We start from the raw sequence: 17,661 nt of genomic DNA, 5'->3' as shown, positions 1-17,661 counted from the left end.
ACGTGCCCGGGGAGTGAACGGATCCGGCCACGGACGACACCCGCCCCCGACCGCCGGACCGGGACACTCCGGAAAACGACGGGGGCGCCCCGGGGATTCCCCGGGGCGCCCCCGTGCGGGCCGGAGCGGAGGCGGTCAGTTCCAGCGGAGGAGCGAGGGACCGCCCTTGACCAGGATCTCCTTGCTCGCCGCGACATTGCCCCAGGCGACCTCGACCCGGCCGTTCTTGGAACAGAGCGGGGCCGACCAGAACTCCTTGCGGCGGGCGTCGAAGCCCTTGGCCCGTACGCAGACGCTGCCGCCCCGGTAGACCTTCCAGGCATAGGACATCTTCATGCCGTTCGCCCCGAAGTGACCGCAGCCGTCGCTGACCTTGCTCCACTCCAGGGGCACACTGCCCGCGTTCTTCCAGCCCTCGCAGACGGCGGCCGGCCGGACGGCCGCGGAGGGCGGGGTCGCGGTGGCGGGAGCGGCGGCGAGCGGAGCCGCCGCGAGGGCGAGCAGGCACGCCGCTCCGGCGAACGGCTTGCGGACGATCGGCATGGGGTTCCTCCTGTGGGGCGACACGGTCCCGGAACGCGGTGACGGGCGCCGCGGGAGGTCCCGGGCGCCCGTCGCCGCGTGTCCACAGGTGACATCGGCCAGGAGGTGATCAGACTTGAATCAGCGCCGTGAGCGGAGCGCCCCTCAGGGTCGGTTCCAGGCGGGCGCGGCCCGGTAGGAAGCCCAGTTCCATGAGGACGGCGACGCCCGCGACCTCGGCGCCGGCGCGGCGGATGAGCTCGACGGAGGCCTCGGCCGTACCGCCGGTGGCGAGGACGTCGTCGATGACCATGACGCGGTCGCCCGCCGCCAGGTCCTCGGCGTGCACCTCGATCTCGGCGGTGCCGTACTCCAGCTCGTACGCCTGGCGGAGCGTGGCCCCGGGGAGCTTTCCGGCCTTGCGGACCGGGATGAAGCCCAGGCCCGCGCGGACGGCGACCGGGGCGGCCAGGATGAAGCCGCGGGCCTCCAGGCCGACGATCTTCGTCGCGCCGTGCGCGGAGCACAGCCCGGCGAGGGCGCCGGTGAGGGCCCCGAACGCCTCCGGGTCCGCGAGCAGCGGCGTGATGTCCTTGAACAGCACGCCGGGCTTCGGATAGTCCGGTACGTCGCGGATGCGGCTGAGCAGGAGGCCGGCGACGTCCTGGGGCCCGGCGGTCATCCTCGGTGCTCCTGGGCGCGGCCCCGGCGGCCGGTCCGCGGGCCGACGACGGCGGTCTCCGCGCCGTCGCCGAACGCGTCCGTGCCGTCCGCGGGCTCGCCCTTGGCGGCGGCACCGGCCCGCTTGGCCAGGATCCGCTTCTTGAGGGCCTTGATCGCCGGATCGCGTTCCTTGAGGTCGGCGACCAGCGGGGTGGCGATGAAGATCGACGAGTACGCGCCGGCCGCGAGGCCCACGAACAGCGACAGCGAGATGTCGTTGAGCATTCCGGCGCCGAGGACGCCGCCGCCGATGAAGAGCAGACCGGCGACCGGGAGGAGCGCCACGACGGTGGTGTTGATCGAGCGGACCAGGGTGCCGTTGATCGAGCGGTTGGCCATCTCGCTGTAGGTGAAGCGGGTCTGCTTCGTGATGTCCTTCGTCTGTTCCTTGAGGGAGTCGAAGACGACCACCGTGTCGTACAGCGAATAGCCGAGGATCGTCAGGAGGCCGATGACCGTGCCGACGGTGACCTCGAAGCCGACCAGGGAGTAGATGCCCACGGTGATGGTGAGGTCGTGGATGAGGGCGATGAGCGCCGCGACCGCCATTCTCCACTCGAAGGCGATGGCCAGGTAGATCACCACCAGGATCATGAAGACCCCGAGGCCGGTCCAGGCCTTGTTGGCGATCTGCTCGCCCCAGCTGGGGCCGACCAGCTCGGCCGCGATCTTGTCCTCGGCGACGTTCAGGTCCTTGGCGAGCTCCGAGCGGACCTGGTCGGACTGCGCGGTGTCGAGGCCGCCGACCTGGATGCGCAGCGAGCCGTTGCCGAGCTGCTGGACGATCGCGTCGTGGCCGGAGGCCTCCTCCGCGTACTCCTGGGCCTGGCTGACCGAGACGTCCGTCTTCGGGGTGGTGAAGACGGCGCCGCCCTGGAACTCGATGCCCATGTTGAGGCCGCGGACGGCCAGGGCGACGATGGCGGTGATGGTGATCAGGACGGACAGGCCGTACCAGATCTTGCGGTTGCCGATGAAGTCGTAGCCGACCTCACCGCGGTGGAGTCGGGCGCCGAGATCTCCGAGCTTCGACATCTCACGCCTCCTTCGGGTCGACAGGGCCGGCGGGGGCGGTGGTGCGGCGGGTGCGGCGCAGCGGCGGCTTGGCACCGAGGCGCTTCGGGTCCAGGCCGGACCACGGGTGGCCGTCGCCGAAGAACTTGGTCCGCGCGAGCAGCGTCATGATCGGCTTGGTGAAGAGGAACACCACGACGATGTCGAGCAGGGTGGTCAGGCCGAGCGTGAACGCGAAGCCCTGGACCTTGCCGACGGTGACGATGAAGAGCACGGCCGCGGCCAGGAACGACACGAAGTCGGAGACCAGGATGGTGCGGCGGGCGCGCGGCCAGGCACGCTCGACGGCCGGGCGGAGCGTGCGGCCCTCGCGGAGCTCGTCGCGGATGCGCTCGAAGTAGACGATGAACGAGTCCGCGGTGATGCCGATGGCGACGATGGCGCCGCAGACGGCCGGCAGGTTCAGCGCGAAGCCGATGCCCGGGCCGAGCAGGGCCATGATCACGTAGGTGAGCAGCGCGGAGACGCCGAGGCTGAGGATGGCGACCAGCGACAGGCCGCGGTAGTAGACGACCAGGTAGAGGATGACGAGACCGAGGCCGATGGCGCCGGCGATCAGGCCGGCCTCCAGCTGCTCGCCGCCGAGCGCGGCGGTGACGGTGTCGACGCTCTGGGTCTGGAAGGAGAGCGGCAGGGCGCCGTAGGACAGGATGTTGCCGAGGTCCTGGGCGGACTGCTGGTTGAAGCTGCCGGAGATCTGGGCGCTGGCGCTCAGCGTGGTCTGGACGCGGGGCGCGGAGACGACCTCGCCGTCCAGGACGATGGCGAACTGGTTCTGCGGCTCGCTCTGCTGCGAGAGCTTGCTGGTGATCGCCTGGAACTTCTTCGAGCCGGCGCTCGTGAACTCCATGTCCACGATCCACTGGCCGGTCTGCTGGTCGAGCGCGGCCTTGGCGTCGTCGACGTCCTTGCCCTCGACCTCGGCGGGACCGAGGAGGTACTTCTCCCACTGGTCGATCGCGTTCTTGCCGCAGGCCACGGTGGGCTCGCTCGGCTTGACGCCCTGGCCGGCGGCGGTGCGCTGCTTGGGGTCGAGGCAGTTCAGGGTGGTGAACTTCTGCTCGAGCGCCGCGGAGGCCGGGTCGGGCGTGGGGGTCGCCTGCGGGGTGCCGGTGGCCTTGGGCGTCGCGGAGGACGAGGGGGAGGCGCTGCCGGTGGGCGTCGGGCTCGGGGCCTTGAGGGCCTCGGTGAGCGCGCGGCCCTGGGTGGAGGCGGTGGCCGTCGGGGTGGCCGACTTGTCGCTCGCGGTCGGGGCGGAGGCCGAGGCGGAGGGCTTCGGCGAGGCCGAGCCGGTGGCCGTCGGGGCCGGCTGCGGCGCGGCGGCCGCGACGGCGAGAACGGGCCGGAAGTAGAGCTGGGCGGTGGTGCCGACCTGCTCCCGGGCCTGCTTCTCGTTCGTCCCGCGAGGGATGTTGACGATGATGTTCTCGCGGCCCTGCGTCTGGACCTCGGCCTCGGAGACACCCAGACCGTTGACGCGGCGCTCGATGATGCCGACCGCCGTGTTCATGTTGGTCTCGTTGACCGCCGACTCCTGGCCGGGGTCGGCCTTGGCCTTGAGCGTGATCGACGTACCGCCGGCGAGGTCGATGCCGAGGCGCGGGGTGGTGTGCCCCGACCAGAACATCCCGCCGGTGAGCGCGACCATGGCGATCAGGATGAGTGCCAGGGCGCGGCCCGGCCGGCTCTGTCCCCCCGCCGGCCTTCGGCCCTTCTTCGGTGCTGCCACCTGTCGTATCTCCCTGTCCAACCGCCGCGCGACGGGTGTGCGCGCGACGGCCACGAAGTATGTGTGGGGACCATCCCCCGCAGACGTGGAACCGTTCGGGGGCGCGCGCACGCCGGTGGGCGTGCGCGCGGTCCCCCGTCGCGATTACTTCGCGTCGGTCTCGCCGTCGGTCTTGCCGTCCTTCTCCCCCTCGGCCACGGCCTCGGCCGCGTCCGACTTCTTCGTCAGGTCGGCCTTGGGCGCGTCCTCGGCCGTGACGTCGGTGGCGCCACCGGTCAGCGAGGAGGCGTCGTCCGGGACGACCGCGGCGGAGTCCGAGGACTCCTCGGTGTCGTCGTCGCCGTGGACGATCCGGTTGTACTCGGAGTCCTCGAGGACCGCGCCGATCGCGTTCTTGGCGTAGACGGCGTGCACGCCCGGGGCGATCTCGAGGAGGACGGTCTCGTCGCCGATCTCCTTGACGGTGGCGTACATCCCCCCGATCGTGCGCACGCCGGTGCCGGGCTGCATCTCGTCACGCATACGCGCCGCCTGCTGCTGCTTCTTCTTGGCGGAGCGGGTCATCAGGAACATGGCCCCGATGAGGACGATGAAGGGGAGGAGGGTCACGATGCTCACGGGACGGGTTTCCTTCGCACGGTCGCGGAGAACCCGCGGCCTGATCTTCGGGGGTGGGCGCGCCGACCGGAAAGGGGCGGCATCGGCGGAGTCTAGGCGAGTCCGCATCGATGGAACAACGTCCAGCATCGCACCCTGGTTCCGGTCCGGGCGAGTGTCCGCTCCGTCACGCCCCGAAGAGCCCCTGTTGTCCCGTTCCCGTGCCGCTCCCCGCGCCGCCCGGGCCCGCTGCCTGCGGCGGAACGAGTCCGAGGTGCGTCCAGGCGGCGGGCGTGGCGACGCGACCACGGGGCGTGCGGGCCAGCAGACCCTCGCGTACGAGGAAGGGTTCGGCGACCTCCTCGACGGTCTCGCGCTCCTCCCCCACCGCGACCGCGAGGGTGGACAGGCCGACCGGTCCGCCGCCGAAGAGCTTGAGGAGGGCCTCCAGGACGGCGCGGTCGAGCCGGTCGAGGCCGCGGCCGTCGACCTCGTAGACGCTGAGGGCGGCCTCGGAGATCTCCCGGGTGATCACTCCGTCCGCCCTGACCTGGGCGTAGTCGCGGACGCGGCGCAGCAGGCGGTTGGCGATGCGGGGGGTGCCGCGGGAGCGGCCGGCGATCTCGGCGGCGCCGGCCGGGTCGATCTCGACGTCGAGGAGTCCGGCGGAGCGGTGGATGACTCGCTGGAGCTCGGACGGGTCGTAGAACTCCATGTGGGCGGTGAAGCCGAAGCGGTCGCGCAGCGGGGGCGGCAGGAGTCCGGCCCGGGTGGTGGCGCCGACGAGGGTGAAGGGCGGCAGTTCGAGGGGGATGGCGGTGGCACCGGGGCCCTTGCCGACGATGACGTCGACGCGGAAGTCCTCCATCGCCATGTAGAGCATCTCCTCGGCGGGCCGGGACATGCGGTGGATCTCGTCGAGGAAGAGGATCTCGCCCTCCTGGAGGGAGGAGAGGATCGCGGCGAGGTCGCCGGCGTGCTGGATGGCGGGGCCGGAGGTGATGCGGATCGGCGCGTTCATCTCGGCCGCGATGATCATCGAGAGGGTGGTCTTGCCGAGGCCGGGGGCGCCGGAGAGCAGGACGTGGTCGGCGGTGGCGCCGCGCTGCCGGGCGGCCTTGAGGACCAGGTCGAGCTGCTGGCGGACCTTCTCCTGGCCGACGAACTCGCTGAGGTCCTTGGGGCGCAGGGCCGCCTCGACGGCCTGGTCGTCCCCCTCGGCGGCGGCGCCGACGATGCGCGCCTCGGCGTCGGATGCCTCGGCGGTGGTGTCGTCGTCCCAGTTCACGGTGGATGCCTTCTCGTTCGTACGGCCCGGCCGGGCGGGGTCGGGGGTGGTCAGCGGGCGCGGTTGAGGGTCTGCAGGGCGGCGCGGAGCAGCTGCGGTACGGGGGCGGTGCCGGTCTCGGCGAGGGCGGCCTCGGCCTGCGGGGTGACGGCGCCGACGGCCTCCTCGGCCTCGCGGCTCGCGTAGCCGAGGCCGATGAGGGCGGCGGCGAGCTGCTCGGTCCAGGGGGCGGGGCCGGAGGCGGCACGCTGGGCGCCGACGAGACCGCTGCTGCCGAGGGGCGAGCCGAGCTTGTCCTTCAGTTCGAGCAGGAGCTTCTGCGCGCCCTTCTTCCCGATGCCGGGGACGGCAGTCAGGGCCTTCTCGTCGCCGGTGGAGACGGCGAGGCGGAGCGCGTCGGGGCTGTGGACACCGAGCATGGCCTGGGCGAGGCGGGGGCCGACGCCGCTGGCGGTCTGGAGGAGCTCGAAGACCTGCCGCTCGTCGTCGTCGGCGAAGCCGTACAGGGTGAGGGAGTCCTCGCGGACGACGAGGGAGGTGGCGAGCCGGGCGTCCTCGCCGATCCGCAGTCCGGCGACGGTCGCCGGGGTGCACTGGACGGCCATGCCCACGCCGCCGACCTGGATGACGGCCGTGGTGGGGGCGAGGGCGGCGACCGGGCCGCTGACGAAGGCGATCATCGGGTTCGGCCTTTCACTGCGGACGCGTGCCGGGCGGCCGCTTCCTGGAGACGGTTCTGGGCGGCGACGGCCTGCTGGAGGCGGTTCTGCGCGGGGGCCCGCCAGATGTGGCAGATGGCGAGGGCGAGGGCGTCGGCGGCGTCGGCCGGCTTGGGCGGCTCGGAGAGCCGGAGCAGCCGGGTCACCATGGTGCCGACCTGGGCCTTGTCGGCGCGGCCGCTGCCGGTGACGGCGGCCTTGACCTCGCTGGGGGTGTGCAGGGCGACGGGGATGCCGCGGCGGGAGGCGCAGAGCATGGCGACCGCGCTGGCCTGGGCGGTGCCCATCACCGTACGGACGTTGTGCTGGCTGAACACCCGCTCCACGGCGACGAGTTCGGGCGAGAAGCGGTCGATCCACTCCTCTATGCCCTGCTCGATGCCGACCAGGCGCATCCCGATGTCGGCGTCCGCGGGCGTCCGCACCACTCCGACGCCGAGCATGGTCAGGGGCCGGCCGGCGACGCCCTCGACGACGCCGACGCCGCACCGGGTGAGCCCGGGGTCCACTCCGAGTACGCGCACGTCGCCCCCTCTCTTCGATCTCCTGTTTGAGCAGGCTATCGGCTGCCACCGACAACGCGGCGGGCCGACGGGAGCGTGTCCCCGTCGGCCCGCCGCGTGAAGCAGGTGATCAGGCGTCGACCTTCGCCATGACCTCGTCGCTGACGTCGAAGTTGGCGAAGACGTTCTGCACGTCGTCGCTGTCCTCGAGCGCGTCGATCAGCTTGAACATCTTGCGCGCGCCCTCCTCGTCCAGCTCGACCTGCATGGTCGGGACGAAGCTGGAGTCGGCGGAGTCGTAGTCGATGCCGGCCTCCTGGAGCGCGGTGCGGACCGCGACCAGGTCGGTGGCCTCACTGATGACCTCGAAGGACTCGCCGAGGTCGTTGACCTCCTCGGCGCCCGCGTCGAGGACCGCGCCCAGGACGTCGTCCTCGGACAGCTCGCCCTTGGGGAGCACGACGACGCCCTTGCGGTTGAACAGGTACGAGACGGAGCCCGGGTCGGCCATGGAGCCGCCGTTGCGGGTCATGGCCACGCGCACGTCGGAGGCGGCGCGGTTGCGGTTGTCGGTGAGGCACTCGATGAGCACCGCGACGCCGTTCGGGCCGTAGCCCTCGTACATGATCGTGGCGTAGTCGACGCCGCCGGCCTCCAGGCCGCCGCCGCGCTTCACCGCGGAGTCGATGTTCTTGTTCGGGACCGAGCTCTTCTTCGCCTTCTGGATGGCGTCGAAGAGGGTCGGGTTGCCCTCGGGGTCGGCGCCGCCCGTGCGGGCCGCGACCTCGATGTTCTTGATCAGCTTCGCGAAGAGCTTGCCGCGCTTGGCGTCGATCACGGCCTTCTTGTGCTTCGTCGTAGCCCATTTAGAGTGGCCGGACATCTGCCTGTCTCCTTCGCGTAACCCTTTTCTGAACGAACCCCAGAGATCCTACCGGGATCGGATCAGCCCGCCGCGCGCACCATGTCGACGAACAGGGCGTGGATGCGGTGGTCGCCCGTGAGTTCGGGATGGAACGAGGTCGCGAGCGCCCGGCCCTGCCGTACGGCGACGACGTGGCCCCCGTGCTCGGCGAGGACCTCGACGTCCGCGCCGACCGACTCCACCCAGGGGGCCCGGATGAAGACGCCCTCGACGGGGCCGTCCTCGATGCCCGCGACGGTGACGCCGGCCTCGAAGGACTCGTTCTGCCGGCCGAAGGCGTTGCGGCGGACGATCATGTCGATGCCGCCGAAGGTCTCCTGGCCCGAGCGCGGGTCGAGGATCTTGTCGGCGAGCATGATCAGGCCGGCGCAGGTGCCGTAGACCGGCAGTCCCGCGGCGATGCGCTCGCGCAGCGGCTCCATGAGGCCGAAGAGCGCGGCCAGCTTGGAGATGGTGGTGGACTCGCCACCGGGAATGACCAGGCCGTCGACCTCGGCGAGCTCCTCGGGGCGCCTCACCGGCCTGGCCACGGCGTCCGCCGCGGCCAGGGCGATCAGGTGCTCCCGTACGTCGCCCTGGAAGGCCAGGACACCTATCACGGGAGTGCTGCTCATCGGTGCTTACCAGCCCCGGTTGGCGTAGCGCTCGGCCTCGGGGAGGGTGTCGCAGTTGATGCCGACCATGGCCTCGCCCAGGTTGCGGGAGGCGTCCGCGATGACCTTCGGGTCGTCGTAGAAGGTGGTGGCCTTCACGATGGCGGCGGCACGCTTGGCCGGGTCGCCCGACTTGAAGATGCCGGAGCCGACGAAGACGCCCTCGGCGCCGAGCTGGCGCATGAGCGCGGCGTCGGCGGGGGTGGCGACGCCACCGGCGGAGAAGAGGACGACCGGCAGCTTGCCGAGCTCGGCGACCTCCTTGACCAGCTCGTACGGGGCGCGGAGGTCCTTGGCGGCGGCGAACAGCTCGTTGTTGTCGAAGCCGCGCAGCCTGGCGATCTCGTTCTTGATCTGGCGCAGGTGGCGGACGGCCTCGACGACGTTGCCGGTGCCGGCCTCGCCCTTGGAGCGGATCATGGCCGCGCCCTCGGCGATGCGGCGCAGGGCCTCGCCCAGGTTGGTGGCGCCACAGACGAAGGGGGTGGTGAAGGCCCACTTGTCGGAGTGGTTGACCTCGTCGGCCGGGGTGAGGACCTCGGACTCGTCGATGTAGTCGACGCCGAGGGACTGGAGGACCTGGGCCTCGACGAAGTGGCCGATGCGGGACTTGGCCATCACCGGGATGGAGACCGCGCCGATGATCTCCTCGATCATGTTCGGGTCGGACATGCGGGCGACGCCGCCGTCCTTGCGGATGTCCGCGGGGACCCGCTCCAGGGCCATGACGGCCACGGCGCCGGCGTCCTCGGCGATCTTCGCCTGCTCGGCGTTGACCACGTCCATGATCACGCCGCCCTTGAGCTGCTCGGCCATGCCGCGCTTCACGCGCGCGGTGCCGGTCTCGGGGGACGAGGAGGGGGTGGAAGGCGTGGTGGACACGGATACCTCACTGGTGACAACGGGGGTTGACGACAGAGACGAGGAAACAGTCCACTCGCGGGCCACGGCAAGGGCCAATGTGGACCCGGTGGCTCGTTTTCGCAGGTCGAAAGGATCAAGCCGGGCGATCGGCAAGGGCCACCGGGGGCTCGTCGTCCATTTCGAAGGCCAGCGGGAAGGGGGCGTGGCCCGCGAGCCGGAGCCAGCGGACCGTGCGGTGGCGGCGCAGGGCGCGGGCGGCCCGTACGGCGTCGTTGTGGAAGCGGCGGGCCATCGGCACCCGGCGCACGGCCTGCGCGAGCTCCCCCGCGGCCTCCTCGCCGCCGGGGGCCTCCCGTACGAGGTCCATCTGCTCGGGCTCGCCGAAGACGGCCCGCAGCGCCTGGCTGAGCTCGCTCTCGGCGACCTCCCGCTGGTCCTCCTCGGCCTGCCGGGCCGCGTGCGCGGCCTCGTACAGCACGATCGAGGCGGCCGGGTCGAGGACCCCGGAGGTGGCCAGTTCCTGGGTGACCGAGGCCCGGCGCAGCAACTGCGCGTCCAGGGCCGCGCGCGCCGCGTCGATCCGCGAGTGCAGCCGGTCGAGCCGCCCGGCGGTCCAGCTGAGGTAGACGCCGATGACGATCAGCGCGACGACGGTCCAGATCAGGGTTTGGGTCACGGGCGCACAGGCTACCGGGGCGGGGGCGGGGTGCCCGCCCCATGGGCGGGGGCACGCACGCGCGTGGATGTGGATACGGTCCCGCCGCCCGGCCCGCGCGGGCGCGACGCCCACGTCCGGGGCCGGACTGGGGAACGGCCGGGCCGGGGCGGGCGGGGGAACAGCCGGGCCGGGCCCGAGTACGGGCTCCCCCGCAGCCCCGGCCGCTACAACCCCAGCCGCGCCCGCAGCCCGCCCGCGCGTTCGTCCGTGTCCACCGCCGCCGCGCCGTCCGTGACGGTCTCGTAGACCGCGAGGACGTCCGCGCCGACGGTGGACCAGTCGAAGCGGCGGACGTGGGCCGAGCCGCGGGTGCTCAGTTCGGTGCGGCGGGCCTCGTCGCCCAGGAGGCGGATCGCCGCGTCCGCGAGGGCGTCCGCGTCCTCGTTGGCGAAGAGCTCGCCCGCGCCGCCCTGGTCGAGGACCTGCGCGAAGGCGTCCAGGTCGGCGGCGAGCACGGGCGCGCCGGCCGACATCGCCTCGACCAGGATGATGCCGAAGCTCTCGCCGCCGGTGTTGGGCGCCACGTACACGTCGACGCTGCGCAGCAGCCGCGCCTTGTCCTCGTCGCTGACCATGCCGAGGAACTCCACCCGGGACCGCATCTCGCGCGGCAGCGACGCCACCGCCTCCTCCTCGTCGCCGCGCCCGGCGACCAGGAGCCGCGCCCCGGGCCGCTCGGTGAGGATGCGGGGCAGCGCCTTCATGAGGACGGGCAGGCCCTTGCGGGGCTCGTCGATCCGGCCGATGAAGCCGAGGGTCTCGCCCTGCCACTCCTTCTTCGGCTCGGCGCGGGCGAAGAAGTCCACGTCGACGCCGTTGGGGATGACGACGGCGTCGCCGCCCAGGTGCTCGACGAGCGTGCGCCGCGCGTACTCGCTCACGGCGATCCGCGCGCTGATCTTCTCCAGGGCGGGCTGGAGGATCGGATACGCGGCGATCATCGCCCGCGAGCGCGGGTTCGAGGTGTGGAAGGTGGCCACGATCGGCCCCTGCGCCGCCCAGCAGGTGAGCAGCCCCAGCGACGGCGAGGTCGGCTCGTGGATGTGGACGACGTCGAAGCCGTTGTCGTGCAGCCAGCGCCGCACCCGCGCGGCGGACAGGAAGCCGAAGTTGAGCCGGGCCACCGAGCCGTTGTACGGCACGGGGACGGCCCGCCCGGCCGAGACCACATACGGCGGCAGCGGGGTCTCGTCGTCGGCCGGCGCCAGGACGGAGACCTCGTGGCCCAGCCGGATCAGGTGCTCGGCGAGGTCGCGGATGTGGAACTGGACGCCGCCCGGCACGTCCCAGGAGTACGGGCAGACGATCCCGATCTTCACGCCGCCCCGCCCTCCCCTTCGCCCGTCCCCCGGTCCTCCAGGTCCGCGAGCCACAGCCGCTGCAGCATGTGCCAGTCCTCCGGGTGGTCCGCGATGCCCTCGGCGAAGGCGTCGGCGAGGGCCTGGGTCATGACCACCGTCCTCTCCGCCCGTGTACCCGCTTCGGGCACGTCCACCGGCGGGTGGACCCGGCCCTTCATGACCGGCGTGTCGTCGTACCAGAGCGTCACCGGCAGCAGCAGGGCGCCCGTCTGCTGGGCGAGTATCGCCGGGCCCGCCGGCATCCGCGCGGTGTCCCCGAAGAACGTGACCTCGGTGCCGGAGGCCGACAGGTCCCGGTCCGCGACCAGACAGACCAGGCCGCCCGCCCGCAGCCGCCGCGCCAGCCTGCCGAAGGCGGAGCCCCCGGTGTGCGGCACGACCTCCATGCCCAGGGACTCGCGGTAGGCGACGAACCGGTCGTACAGCGACTCCGGCTTCAGCCGCTCGGCGACTGTGGTGAACGGCACGCCGAGCGAGCGGGTCACCCACACGCCCGCGAGGTCCCAGTTCGCCAGGTGCGGCAGCGCCAGGACGACCCCGCGCCCGGAGGCGAGGCCCTCCTTCAGATAGTGGATGTCCTTGATGTCTATCCCGCGCTCGACCCGCTCCTTGCTCCAGGTCGGCAGCCGGAAGGACTCCATCCAGTACCGCATGTACGAGCGCATACCGGCCTTCGACAGCTCGGCGAGCCGCTCGGGCGTGGCGTCCGGCACCACGCGCGCGAGGTTGGACTCCAGGCGCAGGACGCTCTTGCCGCGCCGCTTCCACGCGAGGTCGGCGATCCGCCGGCCGAGGCCCGCGGCCACCGGCTCGGGCAGCTTCTTCACGGTCGCCCAGCCCAGGCCGTACAGCCCGTCACTGAGCCGGTCCCTGAGGTCGCTCACGAGACCGCCCCGCCGCCCCCGGCCGCGGCGGCGTCCGCCTCGGCCGACTCCCGCCGTACGGTGACCACCCGCTGCCCCAGGGTGACCGCGCTGCCGACGGCGACGATCCACAGGGCGATCGGCAGCAGCACCTGGATGCCGGGGACGCCGAAGGCGTGCAGTCCGGCGAGTCCGGCGGCGACCAGGGAGATCACGAGCCGCTCGGCGCGCTCGACCAGACCGTTGACGGCGACCGGCAGGCCGATCGACTCGCCCCGGGCCTTGGTGTACGAGACGACCTGGCCGCTGGCCAGGCAGAAGATCGACACGGCGCACATCACGTTGTCGTCGCCCTTGCCCGCGTACCAGAGCGCGAAGCCGCCGAAGATCGCGCCGTCCGCGACCCGGTCGAGCGTCGAGTCGAGGAAGGCGCCCCAGCGGCTGGAGATCCCCGCCTGCCGGGCCATGTTGCCGTCGACGAGGTCGGAGAAGACGAACAGGGTGATGACGATCGTGCCCCAGAAGAATTCTCCGCGCGGGAAGAAGACCAGCGCACCGGCCATCACCCCCGCCGTGCCGATGAGCGTGACCGTGTCGGGGCTGACGCCCCTGCGGAGCAGAAACGCGGCGAACGGTGTGAGGACACGCGTGAAAAAGGCACGCGCGTACTTGTTCAGCATGGCCTTCCCGAGGTTCGGTGGGCCGCGCGGCCCCTGCGACCACCGGCCCGCCCATCGTAGCCACGCGCGCCCCCGGCTACCGGCGGGTACCCGCCCCGCCGCGTCGGCGTCCCCCCGGGAGCCCGGCAGACCCGGTGCGGGGGTCCCCGACCGATGGACGCGCCCCGGTGTCGGTGCCAAGCTCGAAGGACCACCGCAAGGCACCGCGGGCACCGCGGAAGCCGTACCGCAGCCGTACCGCCGCGACACCCCCGCTCCCCCGCGCCCGCGTCCCGCCGCACCGTGCGAGCAGTCGGGAGGAACACGTCATGGGTGACAGGGCGAAGACACCCGCCGGGGCCGCCGGCAGGGCTCCGACGGCCGACCGGCCCTCGGACATACGGAACGTGGTGCTGGTCGGCCACGGCGGATCGGGCAAGACGACGCTCGTCGAGGCCCTCGCGCAGACCGCGGGCGCGCTCAACCGGGCCGGACGCGTCGAGGACGGCGGCACGGTCTCGGACCACGACGAGATCGAGCGGCGCCGCCACCGCTCCGTCCAGCTCTCGCTCGTCCCGGTCGGCTGGGACGGCCACAAGATCAATCTGATCGACACCCCCGGGTACGCCGACTTCGTCGGGGAACTGAGGGCCGGTCTGCGCGCGGCGGACGCGGCCCTCTTCGTCGTCTCGGCCGCCCAGGAGGCCGACGCCGTCGCCGCCTCCACGCGCGCGCTCTGGGAGGAGTGCGCCGCCGTCGGGATGCCCCGCGCCGTCGTCGTCACCCACCTCGACACCGCCCGCACCGGCTTCGCCGAGCTGACCGGCGTCTGCGCCGGGCTCTTCGGCCGCGACGACCCGGACGCCGTCCTTCCCCTGTACCTGCCCGTGTACGGCCCCGAGGGCGCCGACGGGCACGCGCCCGCGACCGGCCTGATCGGCCTGCTCTCGGAGCGGATCCTCGACTACTCCACGGGCGCGCGGCGGGAGGAACCGCCCGACGAGGACCGGCGGGAGCTCATCGCGGAGGCCCGCGCCCGGCTCATCGAGGGGATCATCGCCGAGAGCGAGGACGAGACCCTCATGGACCGCTACCTCGGCGGCGAGCCGATCGCCCCCGAGACCCTCGTCGAGGACCTGGAGAAGGCCGTCGCCCGGGGCGTCTTCCACCCGGTCCTCGCGGCCGCCCCCGCCGCCGACGGCGGCACGCAGGGCCTCGGCACCGTCGAACTCCTGGACCTGATCGCCCGCGGCTTCCCCTCCCCCCTGGAGCACGGGCCGCGCGCCGTCACCACCCCCGACGGACAGCCCCGGCCCCCGGTCGTCTGCGACCCCGGGGGACCCCTGGTCGCCGAGGTCCTCAAGACCGCCACCGACCCCTACGTGGGCCGGATCTCCCTGGTCCGGGTCTTCTCCGGCACCCTGCGCCCCGACGACACCGTCCACGTCTCCGGCCGCGGCCTCGCGGACCGTACGGGCCCGGCCCCCGCCCCCGGCGGGCGGGACCTCCACGAGGCGGACGACCGGATCGGCGCCCTCACCTCCCCCTTCGGCAGACAACAGCGCCCCGTGGCGCACTGCGTAGCCGGAGACCTCGCCTGCGTCGCCCGCCTCGGACACGCGGAGACCGGCGACACCGTCTCCGCCAAGGACGACCCGCTCCTGATGGAGCCGTGGACCCTGCCCGAACCCCTGCTGCCGCTCGCCGTCCGCGCCCACGGCAAGGCCGACGAGGACCGGCTCTCCCAGGGCCTCGCCCGGCTGGTCGCCGAGGACCCGGCCCTGCGGCTCGAACAGAACCCGGACACCCGGCAGACGGTCCTGTGGTGCCTGGGCGAGGCCCACCAGGACGTCGCCCTGGAACGCCTCCGCGAGCGCCACGGCGTACGGGTCGACGCCGTGCCGTACGAGGTGGCGCTGCGCGAGACCTTCGGCGGCGCCGCCTCCGGCCGGGGCCGGCACGTCAAGCAGTCCGGCGGCCACGGCCAGTACGCCGTCTGCGAGATCGACGTGGAGCCGCTGCCGCCGGGCAGCGGCGTCGAGTTCGTCGACGAGGTCGTCGGCGGCGCGGTCCCCCGCCCCTTCGTCACCTCCGTCGAGAAGGGCGTGCGCGCCCAGGCCGCGCGCGGGATCGCCACCGGTCATCCGCTCGTCGACGTCCGGGTCACCCTGCGCGACGGCAAGGCCCACTCCGTCGACTCCTCCGACGCCGCCTTCCAGACCGCCGGCGCCCTCGCGCTGCGCGAGGCGGCCGCCGCCGTCCCCGTCCACCTCCTGGAACCGGTGGACGAGATCGGGGTCCTCGTCCCCGACGAGTACGTCGGCCCGGTCATGAGCGACCTCTCGGGACGGCGCGGCCGCGTCGTCGGCACCGACCGGGCGGGCCCCGGACGGACCCTCGTGCGGGCCGAGGTGCCGGAGACCGAGATCGTGCGGTACGCGGTGGACCTCAGGTCCGTGTCGCACGGCACCGGGCGGTTCGACCGCACGTACGCCCGGCACGAACCGATGCCGCCCCACCTGGCGGAGAAGGTCCGGCAACAGGCCTGAAGAAGACCCTGATTGACGCCCCGACAGCCCGGGCCGCCCGTTCCGCCGTCGCGGGGCGGGCGGCATTCGGCCGTCCCCGCGCACTCCGGTGACGCGTCGGGGGGTACCCGGTTACGCTGGGGTGCCCAGCTCAGAAGGTGTGCGGGGCACCGCAGTTGGGAAACAGCCCGCACAGGGACTCGGCGCGATGGGGGCGGCAGTGGCGATGGACGGTTTCGGTCTCGGGGCGCAGATCCCCCTCCAGGGCTCGGACGGGCAGACGGCGGCGACCCACGCCCTCGCCTCCGCCGCGTACCGCGACGGGCCCGTCGACAAGATCCTGGACGCCGACAACGACCTGTACAAGTCGAAGGTCACCCCGGGCAAGTGGCACAAGCTCTTCCGCCCCGACCTCGGCGAGGCCTTCTCCCGCGCCGTCCAGGTGCGGATGCTCGGCGGAGCCCGCGGCGCCCTCGTCCAGTCCTTCGGCGTGGAGCCCCAGCCGGTGGTCGTCCACTGCCTCGCCGCCAACCGCATCCGCAAGCAGCGGGACGTGAAGCTGACCCTGATCACGCTCGTCTGCGGGGTCCTCTTCCTGCCCGGCCTGCTGCTCTGGCTCGCCGTCATCCAGCTCCGCCGCTTCGCCGCCGGCTCCGACAACAAGCGCACCGGCTTCCTCGGCAACGCGGTGCTCGTCGCCGCCGGGTTCCTCGCCCTGCTCGTGATGTTCAAGCTGCCCTTCGCCGGGATCCTGCCGACCTATCTGCGCGCCATGCTGGTGGCCCCGGTCATCGGCTGGTTCCTCGCCCGCCGCGTCTGCGAGAAGACCGCCGTCGAGCTGCGCGAGCGCTGGAGCGCCCTGCTCGGCGGCGGCGGCATCGGCGCCAAGATCCCCGAGGCGGCGCCCCGGGACCCGGGCGAGAAGGCCGCCGAGGAGCTCCGCCAGAACCTGGAGAAGCTCTCCGCCGAGCAGCAGTCCAACGTCGTCTTCTACGCGGGCCCCAAGGGCATACTCGGCCTGGGCACCCGCTGGGGCAGCTGGACGCTCGCCGAGGAGATCGTCCCCAAGGCCGGCAAGGAGATCCACGACTTCCGCGCCTGGGACGTCGTCCGCAAGATCCACGAGCAGCTCACCCTCCTGGAGCGCGGCTCGCTCAAGACCGGCTTCCCCAAGCCGACGGTGAAGCACTGGATCGTCTCCCCGGTGGGCGAGGGGGCCGAGTCCGTCAGCCGCCCCGAGGGCGACAACATCGTCCACTACCAGGTGAAGCCCCACGAGATACAGCGCATCTGCAACGACCAGCAGTTCGGCGCGGGCAACCGCCACTACCTCGGCGTGCAGTTCACCCTCTGGGACGGGAACCTCGTCCTCACCATGATGGTCACCGTGACCTCCCTCCTCCACACGCTCCGCGTGGAGGTCACCGGCCACGCCCTCGGCCCCGTCCACGGCCTCTTCAGCGAGAAGCCCGCGGGGAAGAGCAAGACGGTCTCCAAGTCCGTCCGCTTCTGGGAGACCCGCGAGGTCAAACTGCCGCTGACCACCACCGACGACGTCGTCCGGACGGCCGTCCGCGCCCCGCTCACCTGGTTCCCGCCGGTTTTGGAGTTCCTCGGCGGCAAGCTCGTCCTGCCGGAGCCCTTCGGCCTGCGCCACGTCTGGGCCGGACCGCTCTGGAGGAACCGCTTCATGGCCGACGACGCCATCCGCATGGCGACGCCGGTCCTGCGCGCGGTCCACGCGGCCACCATCAAGGTCCTCGACGAGCACAACGTCGAAACCGAGCGCTTCACCAACCGCTCGCTCGTCCTCAGCGGCGGCACCCAGGACGCGAGCCCCCGGAAGGCCGACGTCTACGACGCCTGACCGGCCCCGTACACCGGGAAGACCCGGACCCCTCGTGTGCCGGGGGTCCGGGTCTTCCCGCTGTACGA

17 protein-coding genes are annotated in these 17,661 nt (G+C 72.5%); 2 read left to right on the top strand and 15 right to left on the bottom strand.

The window, feature by feature from the left end; genetic code table 11:
• Window positions 1-135 precede the first annotated feature (135 nt).
• The 15 genes from ACIQVI_RS27000 to pgsA form a co-directional block, all read right to left on the bottom strand.
• Window positions 136-543: a hypothetical protein gene (locus ACIQVI_RS27000; protein ID WP_403600341.1), complete on the bottom strand. Its 408-nt coding sequence runs from the start codon at window positions 541-543 to the stop codon at window positions 136-138.
• A 109-nt stretch (window positions 544-652) separates the two neighbouring features.
• Window positions 653-1,204, bottom strand: a complete 552-nt coding sequence (locus tag ACIQVI_RS26995) for an adenine phosphoribosyltransferase (protein ID WP_403600338.1) — start codon at window positions 1,202-1,204, stop codon at window positions 653-655.
• A complete protein-coding gene (gene secF / locus ACIQVI_RS26990; RefSeq protein WP_403600335.1) occupies window positions 1,201-2,280 on the bottom strand; it encodes a protein translocase subunit SecF in 1,080 nt (359 codons plus the stop codon). The genes ACIQVI_RS26995 and secF overlap by 4 nt, the downstream gene beginning before the upstream one ends.
• 1 nt (window position 2,281) lies before the next feature.
• Window positions 2,282-4,048, bottom strand: coding sequence for a protein translocase subunit SecD (secD, locus tag ACIQVI_RS26985; protein WP_351974252.1), 1,767 nt, complete (start codon window positions 4,046-4,048; stop codon window positions 2,282-2,284).
• Between the two features lie 144 nt (window positions 4,049-4,192).
• Window positions 4,193-4,666: a preprotein translocase subunit YajC gene (yajC, locus tag ACIQVI_RS26980; protein ID WP_403600332.1), complete on the bottom strand. Its 474-nt coding sequence runs from the start codon at window positions 4,664-4,666 to the stop codon at window positions 4,193-4,195.
• 166 nt (window positions 4,667-4,832) lie between these two features.
• Complete coding sequence (gene ruvB, locus ACIQVI_RS26975; protein WP_121831714.1) at window positions 4,833-5,933, bottom strand: Holliday junction branch migration DNA helicase RuvB; 1,101 nt, start codon at window positions 5,931-5,933, stop codon at window positions 4,833-4,835.
• Between the two features lie 50 nt (window positions 5,934-5,983).
• Complete coding sequence (ruvA, locus tag ACIQVI_RS26970; RefSeq protein ID WP_351974244.1) at window positions 5,984-6,613, bottom strand: Holliday junction branch migration protein RuvA; 630 nt, start codon at window positions 6,611-6,613, stop codon at window positions 5,984-5,986.
• Window positions 6,610-7,176: a crossover junction endodeoxyribonuclease RuvC gene (gene ruvC / locus ACIQVI_RS26965; RefSeq protein ID WP_121831716.1), complete on the bottom strand. Its 567-nt coding sequence runs from the start codon at window positions 7,174-7,176 to the stop codon at window positions 6,610-6,612. The genes ruvA and ruvC overlap by 4 nt, the downstream gene beginning before the upstream one ends.
• Before the next feature lie 109 nt (window positions 7,177-7,285).
• The gene (locus ACIQVI_RS26960) at window positions 7,286-8,038 is read right to left on the bottom strand and encodes a YebC/PmpR family DNA-binding transcriptional regulator (protein WP_351973157.1); all 753 of its coding nucleotides are present in this window, start codon (window positions 8,036-8,038) and stop codon (window positions 7,286-7,288) included.
• A 62-nt stretch (window positions 8,039-8,100) separates the two neighbouring features.
• On the bottom strand, window positions 8,101-8,694 hold the full coding sequence (gene pdxT, locus ACIQVI_RS26955) for a pyridoxal 5'-phosphate synthase glutaminase subunit PdxT (protein ID WP_403600327.1): 594 nt from the start codon (window positions 8,692-8,694) through the stop codon (window positions 8,101-8,103).
• A gap of 6 nt (window positions 8,695-8,700) precedes the next feature.
• A complete protein-coding gene (pdxS, locus tag ACIQVI_RS26950) occupies window positions 8,701-9,615 on the bottom strand; it encodes a pyridoxal 5'-phosphate synthase lyase subunit PdxS (RefSeq protein WP_121831719.1) in 915 nt (304 codons plus the stop codon).
• 115 nt (window positions 9,616-9,730) lie between these two features.
• Window positions 9,731-10,273 (bottom strand): hypothetical protein, encoded by a 543-nt coding sequence (locus tag ACIQVI_RS26945; RefSeq protein WP_121831720.1) that lies wholly within the window; start codon window positions 10,271-10,273, stop codon window positions 9,731-9,733.
• A 206-nt stretch (window positions 10,274-10,479) separates the two neighbouring features.
• Window positions 10,480-11,634 carry a glycosyltransferase family 4 protein gene (locus ACIQVI_RS26940; protein ID WP_351973155.1) on the bottom strand — a complete coding sequence of 385 codons (1,155 nt, stop codon included), beginning with the start codon at window positions 11,632-11,634 and terminating at the stop codon, window positions 10,480-10,482.
• Window positions 11,631-12,560, bottom strand: coding sequence for a phosphatidylinositol mannoside acyltransferase (locus ACIQVI_RS26935; RefSeq protein ID WP_403600323.1), 930 nt, complete (start codon window positions 12,558-12,560; stop codon window positions 11,631-11,633). The genes ACIQVI_RS26940 and ACIQVI_RS26935 overlap by 4 nt, the downstream gene beginning before the upstream one ends.
• The gene (gene pgsA / locus ACIQVI_RS26930) at window positions 12,557-13,219 is read right to left on the bottom strand and encodes a phosphatidylinositol phosphate synthase (protein WP_403600320.1); all 663 of its coding nucleotides are present in this window, start codon (window positions 13,217-13,219) and stop codon (window positions 12,557-12,559) included. Before pgsA ends, ACIQVI_RS26935 begins: the two co-directional genes overlap by 4 nt.
• A gap of 308 nt (window positions 13,220-13,527) precedes the next feature.
• On the opposite strand from pgsA, the gene ACIQVI_RS26925 reads away from it, so the two are divergent.
• Both ACIQVI_RS26925 and ACIQVI_RS26920 read left to right on the top strand, forming a co-directional pair.
• Window positions 13,528-15,747 (top strand): elongation factor G-like protein EF-G2, encoded by a 2,220-nt coding sequence (locus tag ACIQVI_RS26925; RefSeq protein WP_403600317.1) that lies wholly within the window; start codon window positions 13,528-13,530, stop codon window positions 15,745-15,747.
• A gap of 187 nt (window positions 15,748-15,934) precedes the next feature.
• Window positions 15,935-17,593 carry a hypothetical protein gene (locus ACIQVI_RS26920; RefSeq protein WP_351973151.1) on the top strand — a complete coding sequence of 553 codons (1,659 nt, stop codon included), beginning with the start codon at window positions 15,935-15,937 and terminating at the stop codon, window positions 17,591-17,593.
• Window positions 17,594-17,661 lie beyond the last annotated feature (68 nt).

The sequence above is a fragment of the Streptomyces sp. NPDC098101 genome, assembly GCF_044760185.1.
Classification (GTDB): Bacteria; Actinomycetota; Actinomycetes; order Streptomycetales; family Streptomycetaceae; genus Streptomyces.
The sequence above is the reverse complement of the archived record's forward strand: the minus strand, read 5'-3'. Positions and strand labels throughout refer to the sequence as shown.

What these genes read in the sequence shown, in the direction of transcription:
- ACIQVI_RS26995 (WP_403600338.1), bottom strand. Translation starts at nt 1,204, where the DNA reads ATGACCGCCGGGCCCCAGGACGTCGCCGGCCTCCTGCTCAGCCGCATC.
- ACIQVI_RS26960 (WP_351973157.1), bottom strand. Translation starts at nt 8,038, where the DNA reads ATGTCCGGCCACTCTAAATGGGCTACGACGAAGCACAAGAAGGCCGTG.
- ruvA (WP_351974244.1), bottom strand. Translation starts at nt 6,613, where the DNA reads ATGATCGCCTTCGTCAGCGGCCCGGTCGCCGCCCTCGCCCCCACCACG.
- pdxT (WP_403600327.1), bottom strand. Translation starts at nt 8,694, where the DNA reads ATGAGCAGCACTCCCGTGATAGGTGTCCTGGCCTTCCAGGGCGACGTA.
- secF (WP_403600335.1), bottom strand. Translation starts at nt 2,280, where the DNA reads ATGTCGAAGCTCGGAGATCTCGGCGCCCGACTCCACCGCGGTGAGGTC.
- ACIQVI_RS27000 (WP_403600341.1), bottom strand. Translation starts at nt 543, where the DNA reads ATGCCGATCGTCCGCAAGCCGTTCGCCGGAGCGGCGTGCCTGCTCGCC.
- ACIQVI_RS26925 (WP_403600317.1), top strand. Translation starts at nt 13,528, where the DNA reads ATGGGTGACAGGGCGAAGACACCCGCCGGGGCCGCCGGCAGGGCTCCG.
- ACIQVI_RS26920 (WP_351973151.1), top strand. Translation starts at nt 15,935, where the DNA reads ATGGGGGCGGCAGTGGCGATGGACGGTTTCGGTCTCGGGGCGCAGATC.
- pgsA (WP_403600320.1), bottom strand. Translation starts at nt 13,219, where the DNA reads ATGCTGAACAAGTACGCGCGTGCCTTTTTCACGCGTGTCCTCACACCG.